The sequence below is a fragment of the Spirosoma aerophilum genome (assembly GCF_054782495.1).
In genome coordinates, this window is the sequence record NZ_BAAGSJ010000017.1 from 577,348 (window position 1) to 598,088 (window position 20,741).

The window sequence follows — 20,741 nt, forward strand, 5'->3', positions numbered from 1 at the left end:
GTACGGCTACGCTTATTGCTGAAAAACAGGGCCTTGTCCCGGCGATTCCCCGGTTAACAGGCGCATGCTGACAATTAATTTCCGGAAGATGATACCCTGCTGACCGGGTTGTAATAAATGGATGGAAACGGCGAAATCCATGATCGCAGAATATATTAAAAGACCAGATAATCATTTATTTATTTAAGAAGGGGGGCATGTCCCGAAATTGATAGAAAATGTCCCAAATTTGGTAGCGCCTGCGTAGTCAGGCAACGATCTTTGACCCATCAAAACATTATTTTTTCTATCCGCACCATTTTTCTCTTTTTTAACCATTATCTGCTAATCGCATACGCTAACGGGAAGCGGGGTCAGGGAGTCTTCCCTGACCCCGCTTCCCGTTAGCGATTCCAGATTGTCAAAAACAAGTTCCTCCTGGTGCTATAGTGGCAATGCTCACTGGCCAGAAGCCAGCCACGCACCCGAACTGCCTTACAGGAGGCCATTCCCGGTTAACAAACGTTTCTTTTAATTTTCTCTCTTCTAAACATCATGAAAAACGTACTTTTCTCTCTGATCGCTGTCGGTTCCATGACCACATCGTTTGCCCAAAACCCCTATGCTTACAACAAGGCGTCTCTTCAACAGTCGGGCGACTATCAACAGGCTTACATAACCCAGACCGGTGCGTATAACCAGGCGGGAGTTACCCAGGAGAATAAAGATGAGATAGGCGGCAACTATATCGAAATCGCCCAGGTTGGCGGTGGGTCAACGAGCAGTGATAACCACCGTATCACGGCCAAACAAACGGGGTCGAATGGGGCGGTCCTGAATCAGGTTGGTGCCAGCACGCAAATCGACCTGCTTCAGGTTGGGTTTGGTAATCAGTTCGAATCCAATCAGACCGGTACGTCCAAAACATTTGTGGCCGCGTCGGTCAAACAGACGGGTATCAATAATGAAGCTTATCTAACCCAGACAAATACCGCCAACTACTCCCAGGGAGATATTGTCGTAGTGACGCAGACGGGCGAAGATAACCAGGCCCGGTTAAAGCAGGAGGGCATTGCCAACGAAACCTATCTGATTCAACAGGGAAATGGGAACGTCATCCAGGGACTTGGCGGAGCGGGTACGTCGGCTTTGCAAAGCGGGATCGGTAATAGGCTGAACATCACGCAAACTCAGTACTATAACACAGCTTCGGTGGGGCAGACCGGTAATAACAACGTTGGCGTTATCACACAGGCGGCTCAATAAAAGCGTATGGCCAGGCTCTGTTCCCGCCACCATCCGGCCTGCCGTGTTGAGTGGGGGGCACATACCTGCCTGAATCGGAGCCGCTGAGGTTGACTGAATTAACGGGAAAACGCTGTCATACAGAGCCTGGCTGCCTATGTAGCCAGGCTCGACGGGACCGGGCAGTTTCTGGTTATAGAAATAATGAGCCTTCAGTATATGTTGGTTTTTTTATTGAACCAGGGGGCGCTTATCTTTATCGTAAAATCGCGCTAGCGTAGCCCGCTACGAGCTTACATCCGTGAACGTCTTTGACCCGCTAAACCCTACAACTCCTTCGGCGGGCCGCCCCGGCTCCCTCCGAAGTGCTATGCTGGTGCTTGAATTGGCTCCGGCCGATATAAGGGTTAAGCAAGCTAATGAAGACGCTCTGGAACTGATAGGCCCTTTGTCTTTTCCTGTGCTCGGGGCCCCGCTGAACCAGCTGCCGACGCCGTTCAACTCCCCTGAGTTAGGGCAACAGGTGCAGGACTGCAGACGGCAGGGGACGGGGGTTCGCTTCTGGCTTGAAGGAGCACGTTCGAGTCATGAATACGATTGCCAGATTCTACCCATTGACGACCGGCTTCTGGTGCTCTCGCTGATAATAAACGAACCCCTGCCGAAACACAAGCATCCACTGGAGCCGGTCATCGAAGCCATGCCCATTGGTTTGGCCCTGTTCGAGGCTGTTCGCGATGCCAAACACGAAATTGTTGATTTTCAGGCGATCCTCTGCAATCAGATGGGGGCTGGTATCACGCACCAAAGCCGTGAGGATATTCTGACCCGTCCTATCAGTGAGCGCTACGGAAGTTTGCATGCCTATGAACTGTTCCAACAGTATATCAAGGTGGTTACGACGGGGCAGCCCCATCAGCAGCTCCTGTTTCTGCCACCTCAGAACATATGGCTGGAGTTATCGGTGGTCAAATATGGCGATGGGCTGCTGGTTTCGTTTCAGGACGTGACCCAGAGCCAGGCAACGGCTGCCCTGCTGAAGAGTGTCATGAGCAGTTCGCCCGCTTCGGTTCGGTATTATGAATCGATTCGCGACGATAATGGAAGCATTATCGACTTTTTGACGGGTATGGGCAATGAACTGTCGGCCTACCGTCCTTATCGGCCTGTCGAGTCGACAACGGGTTGGCGGATGCTTGTGCTTTACCCTTATCTGAAGACTAACGGGCTTTTTGATCGCTACGTAGCCGTGGTAGAATCAGGGCAAAGCGATCAGTTTGAGGTAGCTTACCCGATGGAGAACAAGTTGGTCTGGTTCGACTGCCGGGCGGTTCCGCACGGGACGGGATTTGTACTGACAACGCTGGACATTACCGAACAGAAGGAGACTCAGCTGACGCAGCAACGGCAGGCCGCCATTCTACAAACCGTTCTGGATAACTCCCAGACGGGCATGGCCTGGTTTAAATCCGTACGGGATGCATCGGGACAGATTGTTGATTTTGTCCTGAACAAGTTAAATAGCACCCTGGCCCAGACGCTCCGGCAGTCGCCCGAGGCAGTGGAAGGGAGTCGTTTGTCGGAGTTGATGCCGCACCAGATGACCAATGGCCTCTTCGACCGGTATGCGGCCGTTGCGCAGACCACCGAGAGCCAGCGTTTTGTCTGGCCAAATGACGTGGGTACGGTCTGGTACGACATATCGGCGGTGGCTGTTGAGGACGGGCTCATCGTGACCTACATGGACATTTCGGCCATCAAACTGGCTGAACTGGATCTGCAGCGCCAGGCCGATCTGCTTCAGGGCGTCCTGAACAGTTCGACCAGCAGTATTGTAGTGCTCGATCCGGTACTGGACGACTCGGACCAGATCCGGGACTTTCGACTTAATCTGGCCAACCCGGCGACGCTCCGGTTGTTCTCTCATTTTCTCGATGTTGAATGTACGCTCGATGATCTGTTGGGACATTCGTTGCTGACACTTTTTCCGGCGGCTAAAGAACGGGCCCTTTTTGCGGCCCTGACCGCTGTTATGCGGGATGGGAAGCCGATCAAAGGCCCCGTCGATTACCCGCAGTTTGGTCTGACATATGAATACGATATCAGCTCGTTTCGCAACGGGATTCTGATGATCACCACCGATATAACGCCCCTTCGGGTGTATCAACAGCAGCTGGAAGATAATAACGTCGCGCTGATTCGCTCGAATGAGTATCTACAGCAGTTTGCCTACGTGGCGTCGCACGATTTGCAGGAACCGCTGCGTAAAATTCAGGCGTTCAGCGATCTGTTGCTGACCCAACATGCCGAAAAGCTCGACAGCCTTGGCCAGGATCTGTTAAGGCGGCAGCAGAATGCTGCCCAGCGCATGCAAACACTGGTGAAAGACCTGTTGAGCTATTCCCGGCTAACGACCCTTCAGCTCCCTTTCGAGCCAGTTTCATTACAGGGTATCGTTCAGGGTGTACTAAACGATCTGGAAACAACCATCCGCCATACGGGTGCCCGTATTCGGATGGATGAACTGCCGACCATACCCGGCAACGCCACCCAACTCAGGCAGCTTCTGCAAAACTTGATTGCCAATGCCCTGAAGTTTGCCCAACCCGGCCAGCCTCCTCAGGTGTTGCTGGCGGTGGCCTACCTGCGAACCGACCAGCTGCCGCAGCCCGGCTTTACGACGCCCGGAAACCGGTGGATAGCCCTGACCGTGGAGGATAAGGGCATTGGTTTCGATGAGTCGCATCGGGAGCGTATTTTTGAGCTTTTCCACCGGCTGCATGGCCGCAGTCAGTACACCGGAACGGGTATCGGGCTGGCCGTCGTTAAAAAGGTGGTCGAAAATCACCGTGGCTTTATCACCGCCCACAGCCAGCCGGGAGCAGGGGCTACCTTTACCGTTTATCTGCCATTAGCCTAGCCATTCGCTGGCTGGTCTGTTCGTAACCGAGGCCCGAACGTATGTCAAGTTTCACACAGATTACGCCTTCTCTGTATCAGATCGGCCTTGGCGGGGTCAATGTATTCGTCATTAAAGATAACGGCCTGACGCTCATCGACACGGGCTATAAAGACAGCCTGACCAGGATATTTTCGCTGCTTGAGAAGGCGGGCGAAGACCCTGGGAACATAAAACAGGTGATACTGACCCATGCCCACCCGGACCATGCCGGCAGTGCCGCAGCCATAAAAGATACGCTGGGCATTCCGGTGCTGGCGCATCAACTGGAAGCGCCCCTGCTGGCGGAGGGCATTAGCGGGCGCTCACCTATCCATTGTTCGCCGGGGGTAGTCAATTGGCTCATCTACCAGCTGCTCATAAAAAGAGGGTCGGGCACTATTGATCCCGTTAAGGTTGATGAACCCCTGACGCATGGCGACGTTCTTCCTGTTGCCGGTGGGCTGCACGTCGTTCATACACCGGGGCACAGTGTGGGCCATCTGGCATTGTGGCTAAAAAACGAGGGTGTCCTGATCGCCGGAGATACCTGCGCGAATATTACGGGGCTGGACTGGAGTACGGTCTACGAAGACAGGGCCCTGGCGTTAAAAAGCCTGTTGGCGGTCAGTGAGCTGGACTTTGATAAAGCGGTTTTCGGGCACGGCGGCCCTATCCGGCAGCGAGCCAGCGAGGCATTTAAGGCCCGATTCAAACAGGTTTAATGCATTTTTTTAACCACAGAGATGGTCCACTAGCTATACATATAGGCTAAATTTTGATCAGGTCAACCCATTATTTACATTAATCCGGTAAATGAAAAATTGGTTAAAATGTTGATGGTCAATAGTTTGTATATTGAAAATCAATTGCCTAATTACCTGTTTACCAATCAACTACTACTCAAACGGTTTTCTGGCTGAGGTAAGCCTTCACCCCAAAACTCGCCACGACGCCTTCACCCGTTGCGGCTGCCACCTGAGCAATGGCCCCCTGCCGACAGTCGCCAGCGGCCAGAATACCCGGTACTGATGTTTCGACGGAGCCGGGTCGGGTGCAGATGAACCCATGCTCGTTGAGCTGAACCGTTTTAGCCAGGAACTTCGTGTTGGGAACGAGTCCGATAAACAGAAAAACGCCATCAGCCTCAATGTCCTCGGTTTCCCCGGTTTCGTTATTCGTTACCTGCACGGCCCGAAACGTACCCTGCTCATTACTCAGAAAAGCTGTGGGCGTCCGGTTTAAATGAATCGCTGTATTGGTAAACTCGGCCAGCTTGTCGGTGTAGGTTGCCGTAGCGCTAAAGGCGGGTTTGTAGTGGATGAAGGACACTTTCCGGCAGAAACGCGCCAGAAACATGCCTTCTTCCAGCGCACTATTGCCCCCGCCGACAACGATCACATGCCGGTCGCGGTAGAAGGCTCCGTCGCAGGTGGCGCAGAAGTGGATACCCGCCCCAATCAACTCCGTCTCGCCCGGAATATGCAGTCGTTTGTAGGTAGACCCCACCGCCAGCACCACCGAGCGGGCTATAATGTCACCCACATTGGTTTCGAGGTGGAAAATCTCGTTTTCCTGACTGATTTTCCGAACGTCGGCCCCCAGCTTGATGACCGCGCCGTACACGCGGGCCTGCTCGGCCATTTTTTCGGTCAGTTCCCGGCCGCTGATGTCGATAAAGCCCGGATAGTTCTCGATCTTATCGGTGATGGCCGCATTGCCGCCAATCTGCCGTTTTTCCAGAATAATGGATGAATATCTATCTCGTTGCGCGTAAATAGCCGTTGTCAGCCCGGCGGCTCCACCGCCAATAATGGCAACATCGTACAGGTGCGACTCAGCCTCTTCAACAATACCGATTTGTTCTCTCAGGACGCGGTTGTCGGGATTGGCGAAGACCTGCTCGTCAATAAAAATGGTGGGAATAATTCGCTTGCCGTTGTTGACTGTTTCCAGAATGGGTATCGCCCAGGTGTGAACATCGATGTTTATGTACTGGTAATGAATGCCGTTATCGGCCAGATAGGCTTTGGCCCGGTGGCAGTCGGGACACCAGTCGGCACCAAACAGGCGAATGCGTGGTCGACCTTCGTTGAGACCGAGCAGGGACGCGATCTGTTCAGTGGAGGGGTTAACAAACGACGTTTCGTTAATGATCAGCGTAGGGGTCAGGCGTTTCCCCGCCTGAAGTTCCTGCACCTGCATCACCGACTCCTTATCGAGGTCGACGTTATGATAGGTGAAATCGAGGTGGTTGGCTTCCAGGTAGGCTTTTACGCGTTGGCTGTCTTCACACCAGTCGGCTCCGTAAAGCGTCAGCGTCGTTTGGTCTATGATCATGGTCGGTTGTCTAAGAGTTATGAAAATTAGACAAAAAACCAATGGTTCCGTGAGGTGCTGCGGGGTATTGTGTCTGCGGTAGTTCGGTTGGCAGGTAAATCAGCAGGGCCCGCGACCAGGTGTAACAGTTGTGGAAAAAGGCAACTAGCCGTCTATTAACATTTCCAGCAGGGCATAACTCAGGCTTTTACCGTGGGTATCCATCGTGAGCGAGGTCGTTACGCCACCAGTCAACGCCTGCTGGCAAACGAAATGAAGGGCGGGCAGGTTGGGCAATTCGTAGCGTGTAATATCGCCCGCCACAATGTCGGCCAGGTGCTGCTTGACGGCCTCCGCCGTAACCTGAGCGCATAGCAACGGATAATCCTCGGCTTTATAGGGAATGAGCGAGAGGGTCAGCGTATTGCCCTTGTCGCCCGCCCGGCTGTGGGCAATGTCGTACAGCTTGATGGTCATGATTGAAACAGCGTTACCTGTGGCGTTAATTGGTTGCGGGCGATGAGCGTCGAGACGATGCCCATCAGTTCATGCACATACTTGCGGGCACCACCGCCCCCGGCCGGACCGTTGGTGTAGAGGGCTTCCACTTCTTCGCCCACCAGCGCGGCCTGTTGTGCCGTGGCCGCCTTCCCCGCCACCCGAAGCCGAATTTCGTACGGGTCCGGGAAATGGCCGAAGCGGGTTCGGTGCACCGACGTGCTGCCGATGTAATCCACCCGCAAATCCCTAAACCGGTCCTGAAGCCGCTCCTGAATAATGGCTCCGGCCAGTTTGGCCCGGCCCAGTGCGTTTGAACCGGCATAGGAAATCTCGCCTTCACCAAGAAAACCAGCTTCGTAGCCCACACTGACTTTCAGGGTACCGGGACGAGCTTGTCCGCGACCACCCGAAGCCCGTACCTGATCGGGTCCTGTTTCGGTTAGCCGTACCTGCGTAAAATCGGCGATTACGTCGGGGGTGATGTAGCGGCTGGGGTCCATCACTTCATAGAGGAGCTGCTCTTTGGCGGTGGCCAGACTCAACACGCCACCTGTACCGGCTACTTTACCGAAAACGGCCGTGCCGTCCGCCGACACATCGGCAAAAGGGTGGCCCAGATGCGCCATGTCAGGTACGTCTTTGCGGCCGGGTACATCCATACCGGGTACATCCATACCCGGTATGGATGTACCGGGATCGGCGAAATAGCCGCCCGTCAGCTGACCGGCGCACTCCAGCAAATGCCCAATTACGGTGCCTTGCCCCAACTGGTTGGCATCGTCCAGCGCCCAGCCGAATTCATGCACCAGCGGGCTCAGGAACAGCGACGGATCGGCCACGCGGCCCGTAATGATAATATTGGCATCGGTTGCCAGCGCCGGTAAAATGGCATCGACACCCATGTAGGCATTGGCCGACACCAAAGGCCCCGAATCGGACAGGGGTTTGCCGGTTTCCAGGGCTGTTTCGCTGCCCGAAAGCAGACTGAGCACATCGTCGCCGGTAACAGCCGCCACCGTTACCGGGAGCGATAGCCGTTGGGCGATGTCGATGATTTTTTGGGCAGCCGCCAGCGGATTAGCCGCGCCCATGTTGGTGATCAGGCGTACCTTCTTTTCCAGCAAATGCGGCAACAGGCTTTCAATTCGGCGTTCCAGCAGCGGGTCGTAACCCATTGTGGCATCTTGCCGTTTTCGTTTCTGCGCCAGCGCAATGGTGCGTTCGGCCAGGCATTCCAGCACCAAATAATCCAGCTTGCCCTGCTGAACCAGGATTAGCGCGGGTTCGAGCCGGTCGCCGGAGAAGCCAGCCCCGCACCCGATTCGGATCGATGGTTTCATAAATGAATGGAGCCGGTTAAGAGAGCCGCCAGCGTCATGACGAGGGTGGTGCCGAAGGCCCATTTGAGAATAAACTTCTGATGATCGCCCAAATCCACGTCGGCCAGACCCACCAGCAGGAAGGTGGAGGCCGTGAGCGGACTTACCGGAAAACCGACCGTCATCTGGCCCAGCAACGCGGCCCGGCCAATCTCCAGCGGGTCGATGCCGAACTGCGTGGCGGTCTGGCTCAGGATGGGCACAACGCCGAAATAATAGGCATCGGGCGTGAAGAGCAGGCTGGCGGGCATGCTGGTGATGGCCGTCAGCGTGGGGAGCCAGGCCGCGTGCTGCTGTGGAATCAGCGAAACGACCGATGTGGCCATCGCGTCGATCATCTTGCCACCGGTCAGGATACCCGAAAACACACCGGCCGCAAAGATCATGCTCGACACCATAAAAATGTTGTTACCGTGACTGCGGAGCACTTTCTGCTGATCGGGCAGGCGCGGGTAATTGATCAACAGCGCGACAATAGCTGCCGAAATGAACAGAGCCGGGGCCGGAACCCAGCCTTTCATCAGCGTCGTAATCAGGCCAATGGTCAGCGCGGCATTGACCCAGAACAGGCGCGGACGGCGAAACTGCCGCTGCTCGTCGGTGAGACTGTCCCGATGCACGTAGTTCAGGTCGCTGATGCCTAGGCGTTTCCGTTCCTTCACCCCGAACCAATAGGCCACAAAAAGCACCCAGATAAGGCCGGCCACAATGGCCGGGATATTAGGATTGAACAACTGCGTGGCATCGGTTTTCAGCGTCGAGATCGCCCGCGCCGAGGTGCCGGACCAGGGCACCAGGTGCATAGGCCCCACGCTCAGCGCGACGATGCCCGTCAGGATCAGCCGGTTGATGCCCAACTGTTTGTAGATGGGCAGGAAAGCCGACATCACGATCATGAACGTTGCCGTTCCATCGCCGTCGAGGTGGACGATCATCGTTAGTACGGCCGTTCCCAGAATAACCTTCAGCGGGTCGCCTTTCACAAACCGGATGATGGCGGCAATGATGGGGTCGAACAGGCCGACATCGAGCATGGTCCCGAAATACAGGACGGCAAACATGAGCAGAATTCCCGTCGGGGCCACCTGCTTGATACCCGCCAGAATCATCTCCCCCAACTCTTTCGGCGTAAATCCCGCCAGAAACCCCATGATAACCGGCACCAGCACCAGCGCCGTAATGACCGATAATCGCTTGGTGATAATCAGCACCAGAAAAACGGCAATGGTGGCAAAGCCAAGTAACGAAAGCATGGGGGTGAGTTTAGGTGGGTAAGGTTATTTTTAACAGGGTTTTTGTCGGGCCGGGTAGCCGGTGCCATGACAAAAACCCTGTCGTAAACTTTACATCGTTTTTCCCGAAGCGATCTGCAACAGGTCTTTATCGGGATGGCTTTTCACCTGATTGGTATTGTCGAGAATCATGGTCGCGCCATTGGCGGGCGTGTAGGCAGGCCAGTTTGGTAAACCTTTGTGGTTTGGGTTACCCGTTCGGGCAAACGCAATCCAGGCCCGGCTCATTTTGTCGGCCAGCGTATGAGCGGCTTTGCCACCGCCCGTCATTTCTTCGCACAAGCTGATGTTGTCGAACACGAAGGGGATTTCCATGCAGTGCATGGATCTGTAAATGCCATCCATCACCGGCGACTGCCAGGTAAACAGGTACATGTATACCGGAGCCGCCCCCGGAATGGCTTTTGCATTAGCCTGCTGAACGGTGAGCGGCCGAAAATTGACGTCGATGGTCGCGTAATCAGACGGATTGACCGTTTCGGGATAGGCTTTCTTCACGGCTGCCATATAGGCGTCGGCTTTATCGCCGTACTTCTTCTGCAGGTTAGCTTTGGCGCCCTCCATCGTCAGGTTGCGGGTACTCGGATCGAAGGCGGTGAACTCATTCTTGGTCGAGCCAACGAGCAATGGAACCGATTTCGACAGGGCTATTGCGGCTGGTTCATTAGGCTGGTAGGGCAAAAAGCTCCCGTCATGAACGGGTCCCCAGCCCAGTCCGGCAGCCGGTTTTCCTTCGGCTTTCAACTGGTCGGCTACGGTGCGAATGGCCTTTTTGCTGGCCGCATTCAGCCGTTCATAGGATATTTTTTGCAGGGAGTCAATCTGATTCGGCTGTAGCTTCAGTTCGGCGAGCAGGGCGGCACCTACTTTCCGGGTCAGATCGGTTTCGGCGAAGCTGGTGATGTAGCTGCCACTCTGCACAATGGCTTTGTGAAACAGGCCTTTCGCCGAAGGGGCATTCATCAGGCTGGTCACTTTACCGCCCCCGCCCGACTGGCCGAAGATGGTTACGTTGCCGGGGTCGCCCCCGAACTGGGCGATGTTCTGCTGCACCCACTGCAAGGCAGATACCAAATCCATCAGACCCGCATTGGCGGAGTTTTTGTATTTATCGCCATAAGCCGACAAATCCAGATAACCCAGCACGTTTAAGCGGTGATTGACCGTTACGACCACCACATCTCCTTTTTTGGTCAGGTTTTCGCCATCGTATGACGGAAGTTCAACCGACGAGCCAGCCGTAAAACCACCCCCGTGCAACCAGACCATAACGGGACGTCCTTTCTTGCTGTTGATCTCGGGCGTCCAGACGTTCAGGCTCAGGCAGTTTTCGTTGGTGTAACCCCAGTTGTGATGGAACGGAAACTCGATCTCATCATAGGTGCTCGTGGTGACGTCCATCGGGCAAACGGGGCCGTATGTCATCGACGAGCGAACGCCCGTCCACGAATCGGGTTTCGTAGGGGCCATGAAGCGTTCGGCTTTGGCGTAGGGAATGCCTTTGAACGTAAAGGTGCCGTTGTGGATATAGCCCCGAACCGAACCGGAGCCGGTGGGTACGGTCGCAATGCCTTTCCCGGCCACAATAGGGTCGGTCGTTTCGGTTTTAGCCTGTCCGGCGGCCAGCAGCGGCAGCACGAGCACAAGCAGGGAGGCAAGGGTTGTTTTGATTTTCATGGTTGGTAATTAGTTAATGTGTATGTCGAAAAATTCAGGATTTGGGAGAGGTTGTCGACTGGTTTATGGCTTACTTTCCGTTCAGGGCTTTACTGAAAAACAGCACCTGATAGGGAAGGGCATCCTGCCAAAAATCCCAGGTGTGTCCGCCGGGCCGTTCGCTGTAATCGTGGGGTGTCTGGTTGAACACCAGCCGACGATGCAATTCCCGGTTGGGTTCGATCAGGAAATCATCCACCCCGCAGTCGATCACGAGTTTGAGTCCGTTGGTTTTCATTTTATCGGCCATGCCCACTACGGAATAAGAGGCCCAGCCATCGGGCGACTGGCTGAACGGCCCCAGAATCTTTTCGAACGCTGCTTTAATACTGGCGGTGGCATCGGGCGGGAGTTTCCAGGCGTTCATGTCCAGATTCAGGGCTCCGCTCATACTGCCAGCCGCGCAGTAGAGGTCGGGGTGGCGCGTCGCCAGGAATAGGGCACCGTAGCCACCCATCGACAGACCCGTAATGACCCGGCCTTTAGGGGTGCGAATGGTGCGGTAGGTCTTGTCAATTTTGTCGATAACCTCTTTCGTTAGATACGTCTCGAACTGGCTGTCTTTGATGACCGGGCTATCCAGGTAGTAGCTGAAGACTTCGCCTTCGGGCATCACAATAATGAGATTATACTGGTCGGCGAGCCGTTGGATGAGAGTTTTGTCGGGCGTTTTAGTGATCCAGTCGTTGAAGTGACCAAACCCACCGTGGAGCAGATAGAGCACCGGGTAGGTCGTTTTGTTTTTCCCCGAAGCGGCATAGGCGTCGGGCAAAACAACCACCGCCCGCAGGTTCCTGTTCATCACCGCGCTGGGCACATCCAGCGAATCGACTTTAGCGGCATGGAGCGGAAGGGTGAGCAGAAAACCGAACAGGAATAGTAATGGGCGGAGGGAGGTTTTGGATTTAAGCATAGTGGGTTGACGTTGATACCAGTTACGAACTGGCATCAACCTTAGTAAGCTTTATTTGCTATTATTTTGTATAAAAAGAAGAGTCTGCCAAATATAGATGAGTGTTCGATAGAATCAGCTTCTTGAGGATATAGATATGACCGTATCAGGCTTACTAAATGAAAGTGTATCTTTAGGAAATTTTAGTAAGGCTACGGAATTTTCATAAACGGCTGAAAACGAAGAGGATAATGAAAATAAAGACAGGTAAGGAGGAGATCGGGTACTTACTTGAGAAAGTCATTGACACGTACGAGCGCACAACGGGCCAGCGCATTGTACGAAATACCAACCCGAAAAATTACGAGGATATCGCCCGGCTGCTCAGTTCGATCAGTAACGAATTGCCAACCACGGCTCAACAACTCAACCACGACCCGTATTCGCCCGACCCTAATCCGAAGCAGGTCGGCTACCCCCACCGAAAATACGATATAACGGGTGTTCAGGTGAAAGATGCTTACCATAAACTGGTAGCTAATCCCCGGTCGTTCCTGGTCGATGCCAGCTACATTTACCTGTACGGCGTTGGCCGAAAGGGGTTTGCCGAGCAGCCACAGGATGCCCACCTGATCGAAGGGGTCGATGCCGCTGTGGCGTTGCGGTTGGATGAAGAGGAAGCCCTTCGGCAGCAGTTGGCCACCTGCCAGCAGGAAAAAGACGTGGCGACGGCCCAACTAAAGGCGGCACTCCGGCGAAAGAATAGGGGCTGGCTGGTTACTCTGGTCGTTTGCCTGGCCTTACTCGGGCTGGTTACCACTCGCTGGGTCGCCGACCGAAACGAGTGGGCTACCCTTCGCAAAGACCTGAATATTCTGCCCTATCAGCCCACGCCGGCCGAAATCGACAGTTTGTCGGGCATCTGGCTATATTATACGGGAGCGCCCCAGGCCCGCGCCAACGACCCCAATCGGTTCCATCAGGTGGCCAATAACCTTGTGGAAATCACGTATAAAGACGGGTATTTCATCTTTAACCGGCACGGGGCCAACATCGATCATATCGGCTATATGCAGTTTGAAGCCCCGGCGCTGGTGTCCATCTATTCGCGGGTGAAGAACAAGAGTGGTGCTGTAGAATCGCCCATTCATGCCCTGTTGCGAATGGATAAAGGCAAAGGCTACCTCACCAGCATTGCCACCACCTGGAGCTTCGACCTGGGCGATGGTAACGACATGATCGGTATCCGGAATGTGTTTATCAAACAGGGCAAAGGCGGTTCGCTGGAAGAGATCACCAATACACCGGAGAACGCCAACTGTCACTGCAAGATCATGAAATGGACACGGCCGAATAACCAGATCAAGACCTTTCAATTGAAATACCGCTTGCTGGACACCCTGGCCAACGAATCGCTGAAAGCGCTGATCAACGAGAAAAGTATTCTCCTGCGCGAACCCCGCGAGGGCGTTATTCTTACCAAGTAAGGTTGTGGAGCAGTGGAGTAGTGGAGTGGTGGAGTGTTTTTTGTCATCCCGACGCGGGAGGGATCTTCGGTAAAATGGGAAGCTCAGTCTCGACCGAAGATCCCTCGTGCCTCGGGATGACAAAAAACTACACCAATTAACTACTCCACCACTCCACTACTCCACCACTCCACTAATCAACCACGCAAATGCGGAGCTACCTGACTGCCGATCAGTTCGATAGCCCGCAGGATTTTCTCGTGCGTTTGGGTGGCTACGTCCATCTGGAACGTTACCCGCGAGATGCCGCCCAGGGCATCCCCATGACGGATGATCTTGGCCGCTACATCTTCGGGACTACCCACCAGCAGCGCCCCCAGTGGACCCGCCTGCGCATCGAACTGCGCCCGCGTCACGGGCAGGCCGCCCCGCTCAAGGGCACGCTTGCTGAAGGTGTCAGCGTATCCGGGGAAAAACTCTTCCATCGCTTCCTCAGTGGTTGGGGCCACGTAGCCCAGCGAGTGCAGACCCACTTTTAGCTGGTCGGGGGAGTAACCGGCCCGGCGACCCGATTCGCGGTATAAGTCGATCAGGGGCCGGAACCGGCGCGTTTCTCCGCCAATGATCGCCACCATCAGCGGCAGACCCAGCGCCCCTGCCCGCGCAAACGACTGGGGTGTGCCGCCCACACCCAGCCAGATCGGCAACGGATTTTGCAGGGGCCGGGGGTAAATACCCTGACCAGTCAGCGCCGGTCGGAACTGACCCGACCAGTGTACTTTTTCCTGCTCCCGGATGGTGAGCAGTAAGTCGAGTTTCTCGGTAAACAGCTCATCGTAATCGTTGAGGTCGAACCCGAACAGCGGAAACGCTTCCACCGACGAGCCCCGCCCTACGACCATCTCCGCCCGTCCCTGCGAAATCAGATCGAGGGTGGCGTATTCCTGAAAAACGCGTACCGGATCGGCCGCGCTGAGTACGGTAACGGCGCTGGTCAGCCGAATGCGCTTCGTACGGGCAGCCGCAGCCGCCAGAATCACCGCCGGAGCCGAGTCGAGGTATTCGATGCGGTGATGCTCCCCGATACCGAACACATCCAGCCCAACCTGATCGGCGTATTGAATACGGTCCAGCAGCTGGCCCATGGCCTCGGCTCCGGTTAGTGTCGTTCCCTCATTGCGTTGCAGCAGGTGCGACGCAAAACTATCAATGCCAACTTCCATAGTGTTCGTTCGTTAGTACAGGGGCGGTGATTTGCCATCGTGCGCATCGCCACCCCTGTACCCTTAATTCCAGCCGGTTTCGTTCAGTTCCAACACCCGCTTTCTTTGAGGATACCAACACCCGCCAGAGGCTTATTTTCCCCAGAACCAATCTTCCTGAGCCAGATTGGCCGAATAGACAACAACGTTCACAATTTTTCCATCCTGCAGGGTGTACAGGTCGATGTTGTCGACATCAAGCACACCACCCCCTTCCATGACGGCTTTCCAGTTGACCAGACAGGCCACCTGATTCCCGTTGACGGCAATAACCTTGACCTCGGCCAGCCGCAGGGTTCTGGATGCGGCTTCGTTCATGTCGTGCACCATCTGAAAAACGGCCTTACTCGATTGTTTGAGACCGGCAAACCGGTGGTTGCCCGGCTGATGCCAGGTTACCTGCGGGTGCAGCAACTGCCTGGGAACGGTATGGTCGCCCTGCTGCACGGCCGTTAGAAACTGGCGGATCAGTTGAGCCGCAGCCGTATCGCCCGGATTGGTGATGTGCTTCGTATGGGGAATGTCGGCCCGGGTTGTGCCCAACGCCAGGAGAAACAGTAAGAATAAGAAGAGAAGATGCGTGTAAGTCTTCATCGTAAATAGGATAGGTTTGTTGAGGTATTCCCGAGCGTCGGCCCGACGCTCGGGAATACAAGTTCTTTAGGCTGTTACTTTCCGTAGTCCGCTGGCTTGGAGATACGCCATGAGGGCTACCCAGAGGGCTACGGCGGCAATGGCGACCTGCCCTATGCCCGTCAGCTGCACCGAGGGCCATGCCAGCAGAATGACGCTGCCGATCACCCAAAGGCAATCCAGCGCAATGATGACGCGAATAGCCCCGGCAGAAACGGGAGTCCGTCGGCTCTGGTAGAGCACAAACCCGGCAAAGGCGACCAGAAAAAGGCCCACCTCGGTGAAAGCACCCGTTGAGGATTGCCCGAAAAGTTGGGCGATCGGATTGGCCAATACGAGCAGTAAAAGCCCTGTTGCGCCCGAACTAAGGGCATTGATGGTCAAAACAGTTTGTAACGTTTTCATGACTAAACTGATTTTTGGTGAAACTAGATTGTCCGCACCGGACGCTACAAAAGTCACCCGCCCGCCTGAGGGTGGATTGATAATTTGCGCCAATTTTTGGTTATTTTGCGTCAGCTCAACTAACCCGCCCTCATGCAAACGACCCTCTCCAATCAGCACCTGATTAACCTGCTGGACTATGCCGACTGCAAAGGAATGGCCAGGCAACACTTGCTAAGTCAGCTGGACACGCCCGAAGCAGAGGTGACGGATGAACAGGGCTGGGTGAGTCTGTCCGACTACTCGAAGGTCTGGGAGAAAATGCTCGATCTTAGCCAGGACCCGCAGTTGGGTCTGCACTACGGCTATTATCTAAATTTACGGGCGCTGGGGTTGGTCTATCAAATCTCGCTGGCGGCCTCCAGCATGGAGCAGGCCCTTGGCTTGCTGGCCGATTATCTGGCGAGCACCTTTCCAGTGGTAAATCTGCAAACGACCCAGACGCAGGACCACCTGGTCATCGAACTGCAAAGTCCCCTGCTTCACCATCCGGTAAAAAATCAGGTGCTCGACTCGGTGCTGTTTCTCATGCATCGGGAAATTGGGTTGATGATCGAAGGCGACATAGCCGGGGTTCAACTGCCTTATGGCCAGTTGGACGCGTACCGGCGGCTCTGTTCCAGTCCCATCACTTCTGCCGAGGCACACCGGCTGGTGGTCGATCTGCGTTTGGTTGCGGAGCCTATCAATCGCCGGCGGTTGAAGAACTTGGACGTACTGCTGCCTGCTTTTCTGCAGCTGCTGAATCAGTCGCCGGTTCAACATGCCCCGTTTGCGGATCAGGTCCGCACCATGATCCTCAACCTCTGTTCGCCCGAGTTGCCATGTCTGGATGAGGTCGTGAGCCAGTTTGCCGTGAGCCACCGAACCTTTCAGCGCAAGCTAACCGAAGAAGGTACGTCCTTCCGGTCGCTGGCCGACGATATCAAACGGCAACTGGCAACCCATTTGGAGCGGGGCCGAACGCTGGGTACCCAGGACATTGCCTATCTGCTGGGCTACTCAGCCTCCAGCGCCTACCTCCATGCCGCCCGCAAATGGCGTCAGCAACCGGCTGGCTAGCTGGCCGATAAAAAAGAGCGACTTGAGGACTTGCCATCTCTTCATGAACTGGGTAGGTACAGGACAGTTTACTATTATTATCGCCCTAGTTTTACATAGAATTGTACTATTATCCGGCAACAATCACCTACCTGTAATGACCATGAAGCACCTGGCCGCTCTTTGCCTAACCGTACCGCTCATTATTCAGACCAGTTTTGGTCAGACCAAAAAACAAAATTCACCGGCAACGGGTGGGGAGGCTGCGCTCCGGCAGCAGTTCGTGACACCCCCCGATGCCGCCAAACCGCGTGTATGGTGGCACTGGATGAACGGCAACATCACCAAAGCAGGCATTCAGAAAGACCTCGAATGGATGAAGCGCGTAGGCATTGGCGGCTTCCAGAACTTCGACGCCAGCCTGATGACGCCCTCCGTCGTGCCCAAAAAACTGGCGTTCATGACTCCCGAATGGAAAGACGCCTTTAAGTTTACCACCGATCTGGCCCGGACACTACAGCTCGAAATGGCCATTGCCGGTTCGCCGGGCTGGAGCGTGACGGGTGGGCCGTGGGTACCCCCCAGCGATGCCATGAAAAAGTACGTCTGGACCGAAACCCGGATAACGGGTGGGACCGCTTATACCGGCAAACTGCCCCAGCCAGTCGCCACAACGGGCAATTTTCAGCAGGTACCCCTTCCCCTAGGCGGAGGAGGCTTCGGCGGAGCAGTCGGCACACTGCCCACTTTTTATCAGGATGCGCTTGTTGTTGCCTATCGTCTGCCGAAAAGCGATAAACTCATGTCGGCGCTTAACCCCAAAGTGACATCCAGCGGTGGCACGTTTTCCCTGAGCGACCTGACCGACGGTGACCTGACCAATGCCCGTCCCATAGCGCCCATGGAAGTAGGGCAGGACATGTGGATTCAGTACGAGTTCGACCAGCCGCAAACGTTCAGGGCCTTGACTATTGTGGGCGCCAGTAGCGGAGGGCCACTGGCTGAGTTTGAGGGCGCCCCCAGTAACCGGACGCTGAAAGTGAGCGACGACGGGGTAAACTTCCGGGAGGTCCGCGCCATTCCGGGCAGCACGGTAGCCCAGAGTACGCTCAGCATTCCGCCTACAACGGCTACGTATTTTCGGGTAACGTTCAAAACACTGCCCCCGCCCAGAAACCGGTTTGCGGCTCTGATGGGCGGAGAGGATAAGCCGGGTAAGCCGGAGGGTGTCAGTGTGGCCGAGCTGGTTCTGCACACCACCGGACGTATCGACAAATTTGAAGAAAAAGCGGGTTTCAGCCCCTGGTGGGAGGATAAGCTACCGGCTGCATCGGTATCCGCCGACACCATCCCGACCGAAGATGTGGTGGATTTGACGGCGAAGATGAACGCCGACGGGAGTTTAAACTGGACCGCTCCCACTGGGGACTGGGTGGTGGTGCGGATGGGTTATTCGCTCACCGGTCGGCAAAATCACCCCGCATCGCCCGAAGCAACGGGGCTTGAAGTCGACAAGCTCGATAACGTGGCCGTCCGCAAGTACATCGACACCTACCTCGACATGTATAAAGACGCTACGGGTGGCCAGATGGGCAAGCAGGGACTCGAATACATGGTGCTGGACAGCTACGAAGCGGGCCACATGACCTGGACCAAAGCCATGCCCGAGGAATTTGCCAAACGGCGTGGCTACAGCCTCATTCCCTGGCTTCCGGTGCTGACGGGGCGGGTCGTGAAAAGCGTTGACGCCAGTGAAAAATTCCTGTGGGATTACCGCAAAACCATTGGCGAACTGATCTCCGATAACCACTACGACGTGATTGGCGATGCCCTTCACCAGCGGGGCATGAAACGTTATACCGAATCGCACGAGAACAAGCGAATTTATTTGGCCGATGGGATGGACGTGAAGCGCAACGCCGATATTCCAATGTCGGCCATGTGGACGCCCGGTAGCCTGGGGCAAGGCAGCAACGAAGAGCCCCGTAGTCAGGCCGATATTCGCGAGTCAGCGTCGGTGGCGCATATTTACGGGCAGAATCTGGTGGCGGCTGAGTCGATGACGTCGGTGGGCAACGCGTTCAGTTATCACCCCGAAAAGTTAAAGCGCACCGCCGATCTGGAAATGGCGTCCGGCCTGAACCGCTTTGTCGTACACACGTCGGTTCACCAGCCGCTGGACGATAAAATGCCCGGTTTTTCGCTGGGGCCCTTCGGTCAGTATTTTACCCGCCACGAAACCTGGGCCGAGCCCGCCAAAGCCTGGACCGGCTACCTGGGCCGGAGCTGTTACCTGCTTCAGCAGGGTAAACCCGTTATTGACGTGTTGTATTACTATGGCGAAAATAACAACATCACCCAGCTTTGTGCTACCAAATTGCCGGATTTTCCGGCGGGCTACGAATATGATTTTGTGAATGCAACGGCCCTCAAAACGGCCCTGCGCGTTGAGGGTGGGAAAATTGTGGCAAAGAGCGGACAGCCCTATCGCCTGCTGGTGCTCGACCCGTCGGCCCGGTACATGACGTTGCCGACACTGAAAAAACTGGGCGAACTGGTGAAGGCCGGTATGCACGTAACGGGCACCAAACCCGAGCAGTCGCCGAGCCTGAGCGATAATCCCGCCGAGTTCGCGGCCCTGGTGAACCAAATCTGGAGCCAGCCAACGGTATCGACCAAACCGATCGATGCGGTGTTGAGCGAGATGGGCGTTGCCAAAGATGTGGACATCTCCGGTGCCGCTGCCGAGATTCTCTACGTACACCGCCAAACGGCCGGTCAGGACATCTACTGGCTCGATAACCGCAGCGACAGCCCTAACGAAGCCCGAATCAGCTTCCGGGTAGCGGGCAAGGTGCCTCAGTTGTGGAATCCGCAGACGGGCAAAACGGAATCGGTTTCGTATCAAATCAAGGACGGCCGCACGATTATCCCGCTGCGGTTCGAGTCGTGGGATGCCTACTTTATCGTGTTTGGCGAAAAAACGCCCGTTGCGGCTTACACCAAACCCGCCGTTACAGAGTCGGCGGTGGCGCGGGTGGATGGGGCCTGGAAAGTAAGCTTTCAGGAAGGCCGGGGCGCTCCGCAGGGTGTTACCTTCGACAAGCTGGCATCGTGGACCGACAACGCCGATGCCGGGATCAAATACTTCTCGGGGACGGCCACGTATGAAAATTCGTTTACGCTGCCGACGGTTACTAAAGACGCTTCGTTCATCCTCGATCTGGGCGATGTGAAGAACCTGGCCGAAGTGGTTGTAAATGGAAAAAACATGGGTATCGTCTGGAAAAAGCCCTTCCGCCTGTCCATCACCGATGCGCTGAAAGCCGGTGCTAATACCGTGCAGATCAAGGTGACGAACCTTTGGGTGAATCGGCTGGTGGGCGACGCGCAGCCGGGCGTAACGAACAAAATTACGTTTACGACCATCCCGTTCTACCGCGCCAACTCGCCCCTGTTGCCGTCGGGTCTGATGGGCCCCGTTCGGGTGCTGGCAGCTACGCCCGCTGTATCGAATTAGGCTGGTGCGAGCATGGGCTCGTGCCTGTTTATAGAGTCAGTATTTACTGACGCAAGCGAATGCTTGCAATATAAACAGGCACGAGCCCATGCTCGCGCCAGCCTAAGCCAGCTT

Annotated in this window: 16 protein-coding genes; 6 read left to right on the top strand and 10 right to left on the bottom strand. The window is 55.4% G+C overall.

Annotated elements, in window-relative coordinates; genetic code table 11:
* Positions 1 to 12 precede the first annotated feature (12 nt).
* On the bottom strand, positions 13 to 141 hold the full coding sequence (locus ACYVK4_RS24750) for a hypothetical protein (protein ID WP_461130249.1): 129 nt from the start codon (positions 139 to 141) through the stop codon (positions 13 to 15).
* Positions 142 to 534: 393 nt separating this feature from the next.
* Between ACYVK4_RS24750 and ACYVK4_RS24755 the strand changes: the two genes are divergently transcribed.
* From ACYVK4_RS24755 to ACYVK4_RS24765, 3 genes are all read left to right on the top strand, one after another.
* A complete protein-coding gene (locus ACYVK4_RS24755; protein WP_461130250.1) occupies positions 535 to 1,245 on the top strand; it encodes a hypothetical protein in 711 nt (236 codons plus the stop codon).
* A gap of 280 nt (positions 1,246 to 1,525) precedes the next feature.
* Positions 1,526 to 4,144 carry a PAS domain-containing sensor histidine kinase gene (locus ACYVK4_RS24760; protein WP_461130251.1) on the top strand — a complete coding sequence of 873 codons (2,619 nt, stop codon included), beginning with the start codon at positions 1,526 to 1,528 and terminating at the stop codon, positions 4,142 to 4,144.
* A 41-nt stretch (positions 4,145 to 4,185) separates the two neighbouring features.
* Positions 4,186 to 4,887 (top strand): MBL fold metallo-hydrolase, encoded by a 702-nt coding sequence (locus tag ACYVK4_RS24765; RefSeq protein WP_461130252.1) that lies wholly within the window; start codon positions 4,186 to 4,188, stop codon positions 4,885 to 4,887.
* A 178-nt stretch (positions 4,888 to 5,065) separates the two neighbouring features.
* Here the strand turns inward: ACYVK4_RS24765 and ACYVK4_RS24770 are convergent, their stop codons facing one another.
* The 6 genes from ACYVK4_RS24770 to ACYVK4_RS24795 form a co-directional block, all read right to left on the bottom strand.
* Positions 5,066 to 6,502 carry an FAD-dependent oxidoreductase gene (locus ACYVK4_RS24770; protein WP_461130253.1) on the bottom strand — a complete coding sequence of 479 codons (1,437 nt, stop codon included), beginning with the start codon at positions 6,500 to 6,502 and terminating at the stop codon, positions 5,066 to 5,068.
* A 144-nt stretch (positions 6,503 to 6,646) separates the two neighbouring features.
* Positions 6,647 to 6,958 (bottom strand): AtuA-related protein, encoded by a 312-nt coding sequence (locus tag ACYVK4_RS24775; RefSeq protein WP_461130254.1) that lies wholly within the window; start codon positions 6,956 to 6,958, stop codon positions 6,647 to 6,649.
* On the bottom strand, positions 6,955 to 8,322 hold the full coding sequence (locus ACYVK4_RS24780; RefSeq protein WP_461130255.1) for an acyclic terpene utilization AtuA family protein: 1,368 nt from the start codon (positions 8,320 to 8,322) through the stop codon (positions 6,955 to 6,957). Before ACYVK4_RS24780 ends, ACYVK4_RS24775 begins: the two co-directional genes overlap by 4 nt.
* The gene (locus ACYVK4_RS24785) at positions 8,319 to 9,614 is read right to left on the bottom strand and encodes a CitMHS family transporter (RefSeq protein ID WP_461130256.1); all 1,296 of its coding nucleotides are present in this window, start codon (positions 9,612 to 9,614) and stop codon (positions 8,319 to 8,321) included. Before ACYVK4_RS24785 ends, ACYVK4_RS24780 begins: the two co-directional genes overlap by 4 nt.
* A 90-nt stretch (positions 9,615 to 9,704) precedes the next feature.
* Entirely contained in the window at positions 9,705 to 11,330 is a 1,626-nt protein-coding gene (locus tag ACYVK4_RS24790) for a carboxylesterase/lipase family protein (RefSeq protein WP_461130257.1), read from the bottom strand.
* A 70-nt stretch (positions 11,331 to 11,400) separates the two neighbouring features.
* Positions 11,401 to 12,282, bottom strand: a complete 882-nt coding sequence (locus tag ACYVK4_RS24795; RefSeq protein WP_461130258.1) for an alpha/beta hydrolase — start codon at positions 12,280 to 12,282, stop codon at positions 11,401 to 11,403.
* Positions 12,283 to 12,512: 230 nt separating this feature from the next.
* Here ACYVK4_RS24795 and ACYVK4_RS24800 point away from each other — a divergent pair, with 230 nt between their 5' ends.
* Positions 12,513 to 13,748 (top strand): hypothetical protein, encoded by a 1,236-nt coding sequence (locus ACYVK4_RS24800; protein ID WP_461130259.1) that lies wholly within the window; start codon positions 12,513 to 12,515, stop codon positions 13,746 to 13,748.
* 176 nt (positions 13,749 to 13,924) lie between these two features.
* Here ACYVK4_RS24800 and ACYVK4_RS24805 read toward each other — a convergent pair whose 3' ends face one another.
* From ACYVK4_RS24805 to ACYVK4_RS24815, 3 genes are all read right to left on the bottom strand, one after another.
* Complete coding sequence (locus ACYVK4_RS24805; protein WP_461130260.1) at positions 13,925 to 14,950, bottom strand: LLM class flavin-dependent oxidoreductase; 1,026 nt, start codon at positions 14,948 to 14,950, stop codon at positions 13,925 to 13,927.
* A 132-nt stretch (positions 14,951 to 15,082) separates the two neighbouring features.
* Positions 15,083 to 15,583: a nuclear transport factor 2 family protein gene (locus ACYVK4_RS24810; RefSeq protein WP_461130261.1), complete on the bottom strand. Its 501-nt coding sequence runs from the start codon at positions 15,581 to 15,583 to the stop codon at positions 15,083 to 15,085.
* Positions 15,584 to 15,649: 66 nt separating this feature from the next.
* Positions 15,650 to 16,027, bottom strand: coding sequence for a hypothetical protein (locus tag ACYVK4_RS24815; protein ID WP_461130262.1), 378 nt, complete (start codon positions 16,025 to 16,027; stop codon positions 15,650 to 15,652).
* Between the two features lie 132 nt (positions 16,028 to 16,159).
* Between ACYVK4_RS24815 and ACYVK4_RS24820 the strand changes: the two genes are divergently transcribed.
* Positions 16,160 to 17,128 carry an AraC family transcriptional regulator gene (locus ACYVK4_RS24820; protein WP_461130263.1) on the top strand — a complete coding sequence of 323 codons (969 nt, stop codon included), beginning with the start codon at positions 16,160 to 16,162 and terminating at the stop codon, positions 17,126 to 17,128.
* A 142-nt stretch (positions 17,129 to 17,270) separates the two neighbouring features.
* Positions 17,271 to 20,627 (top strand): glycosyl hydrolase, encoded by a 3,357-nt coding sequence (locus ACYVK4_RS24825; RefSeq protein WP_461130362.1) that lies wholly within the window; start codon positions 17,271 to 17,273, stop codon positions 20,625 to 20,627.
* Positions 20,628 to 20,741 lie beyond the last annotated feature (114 nt).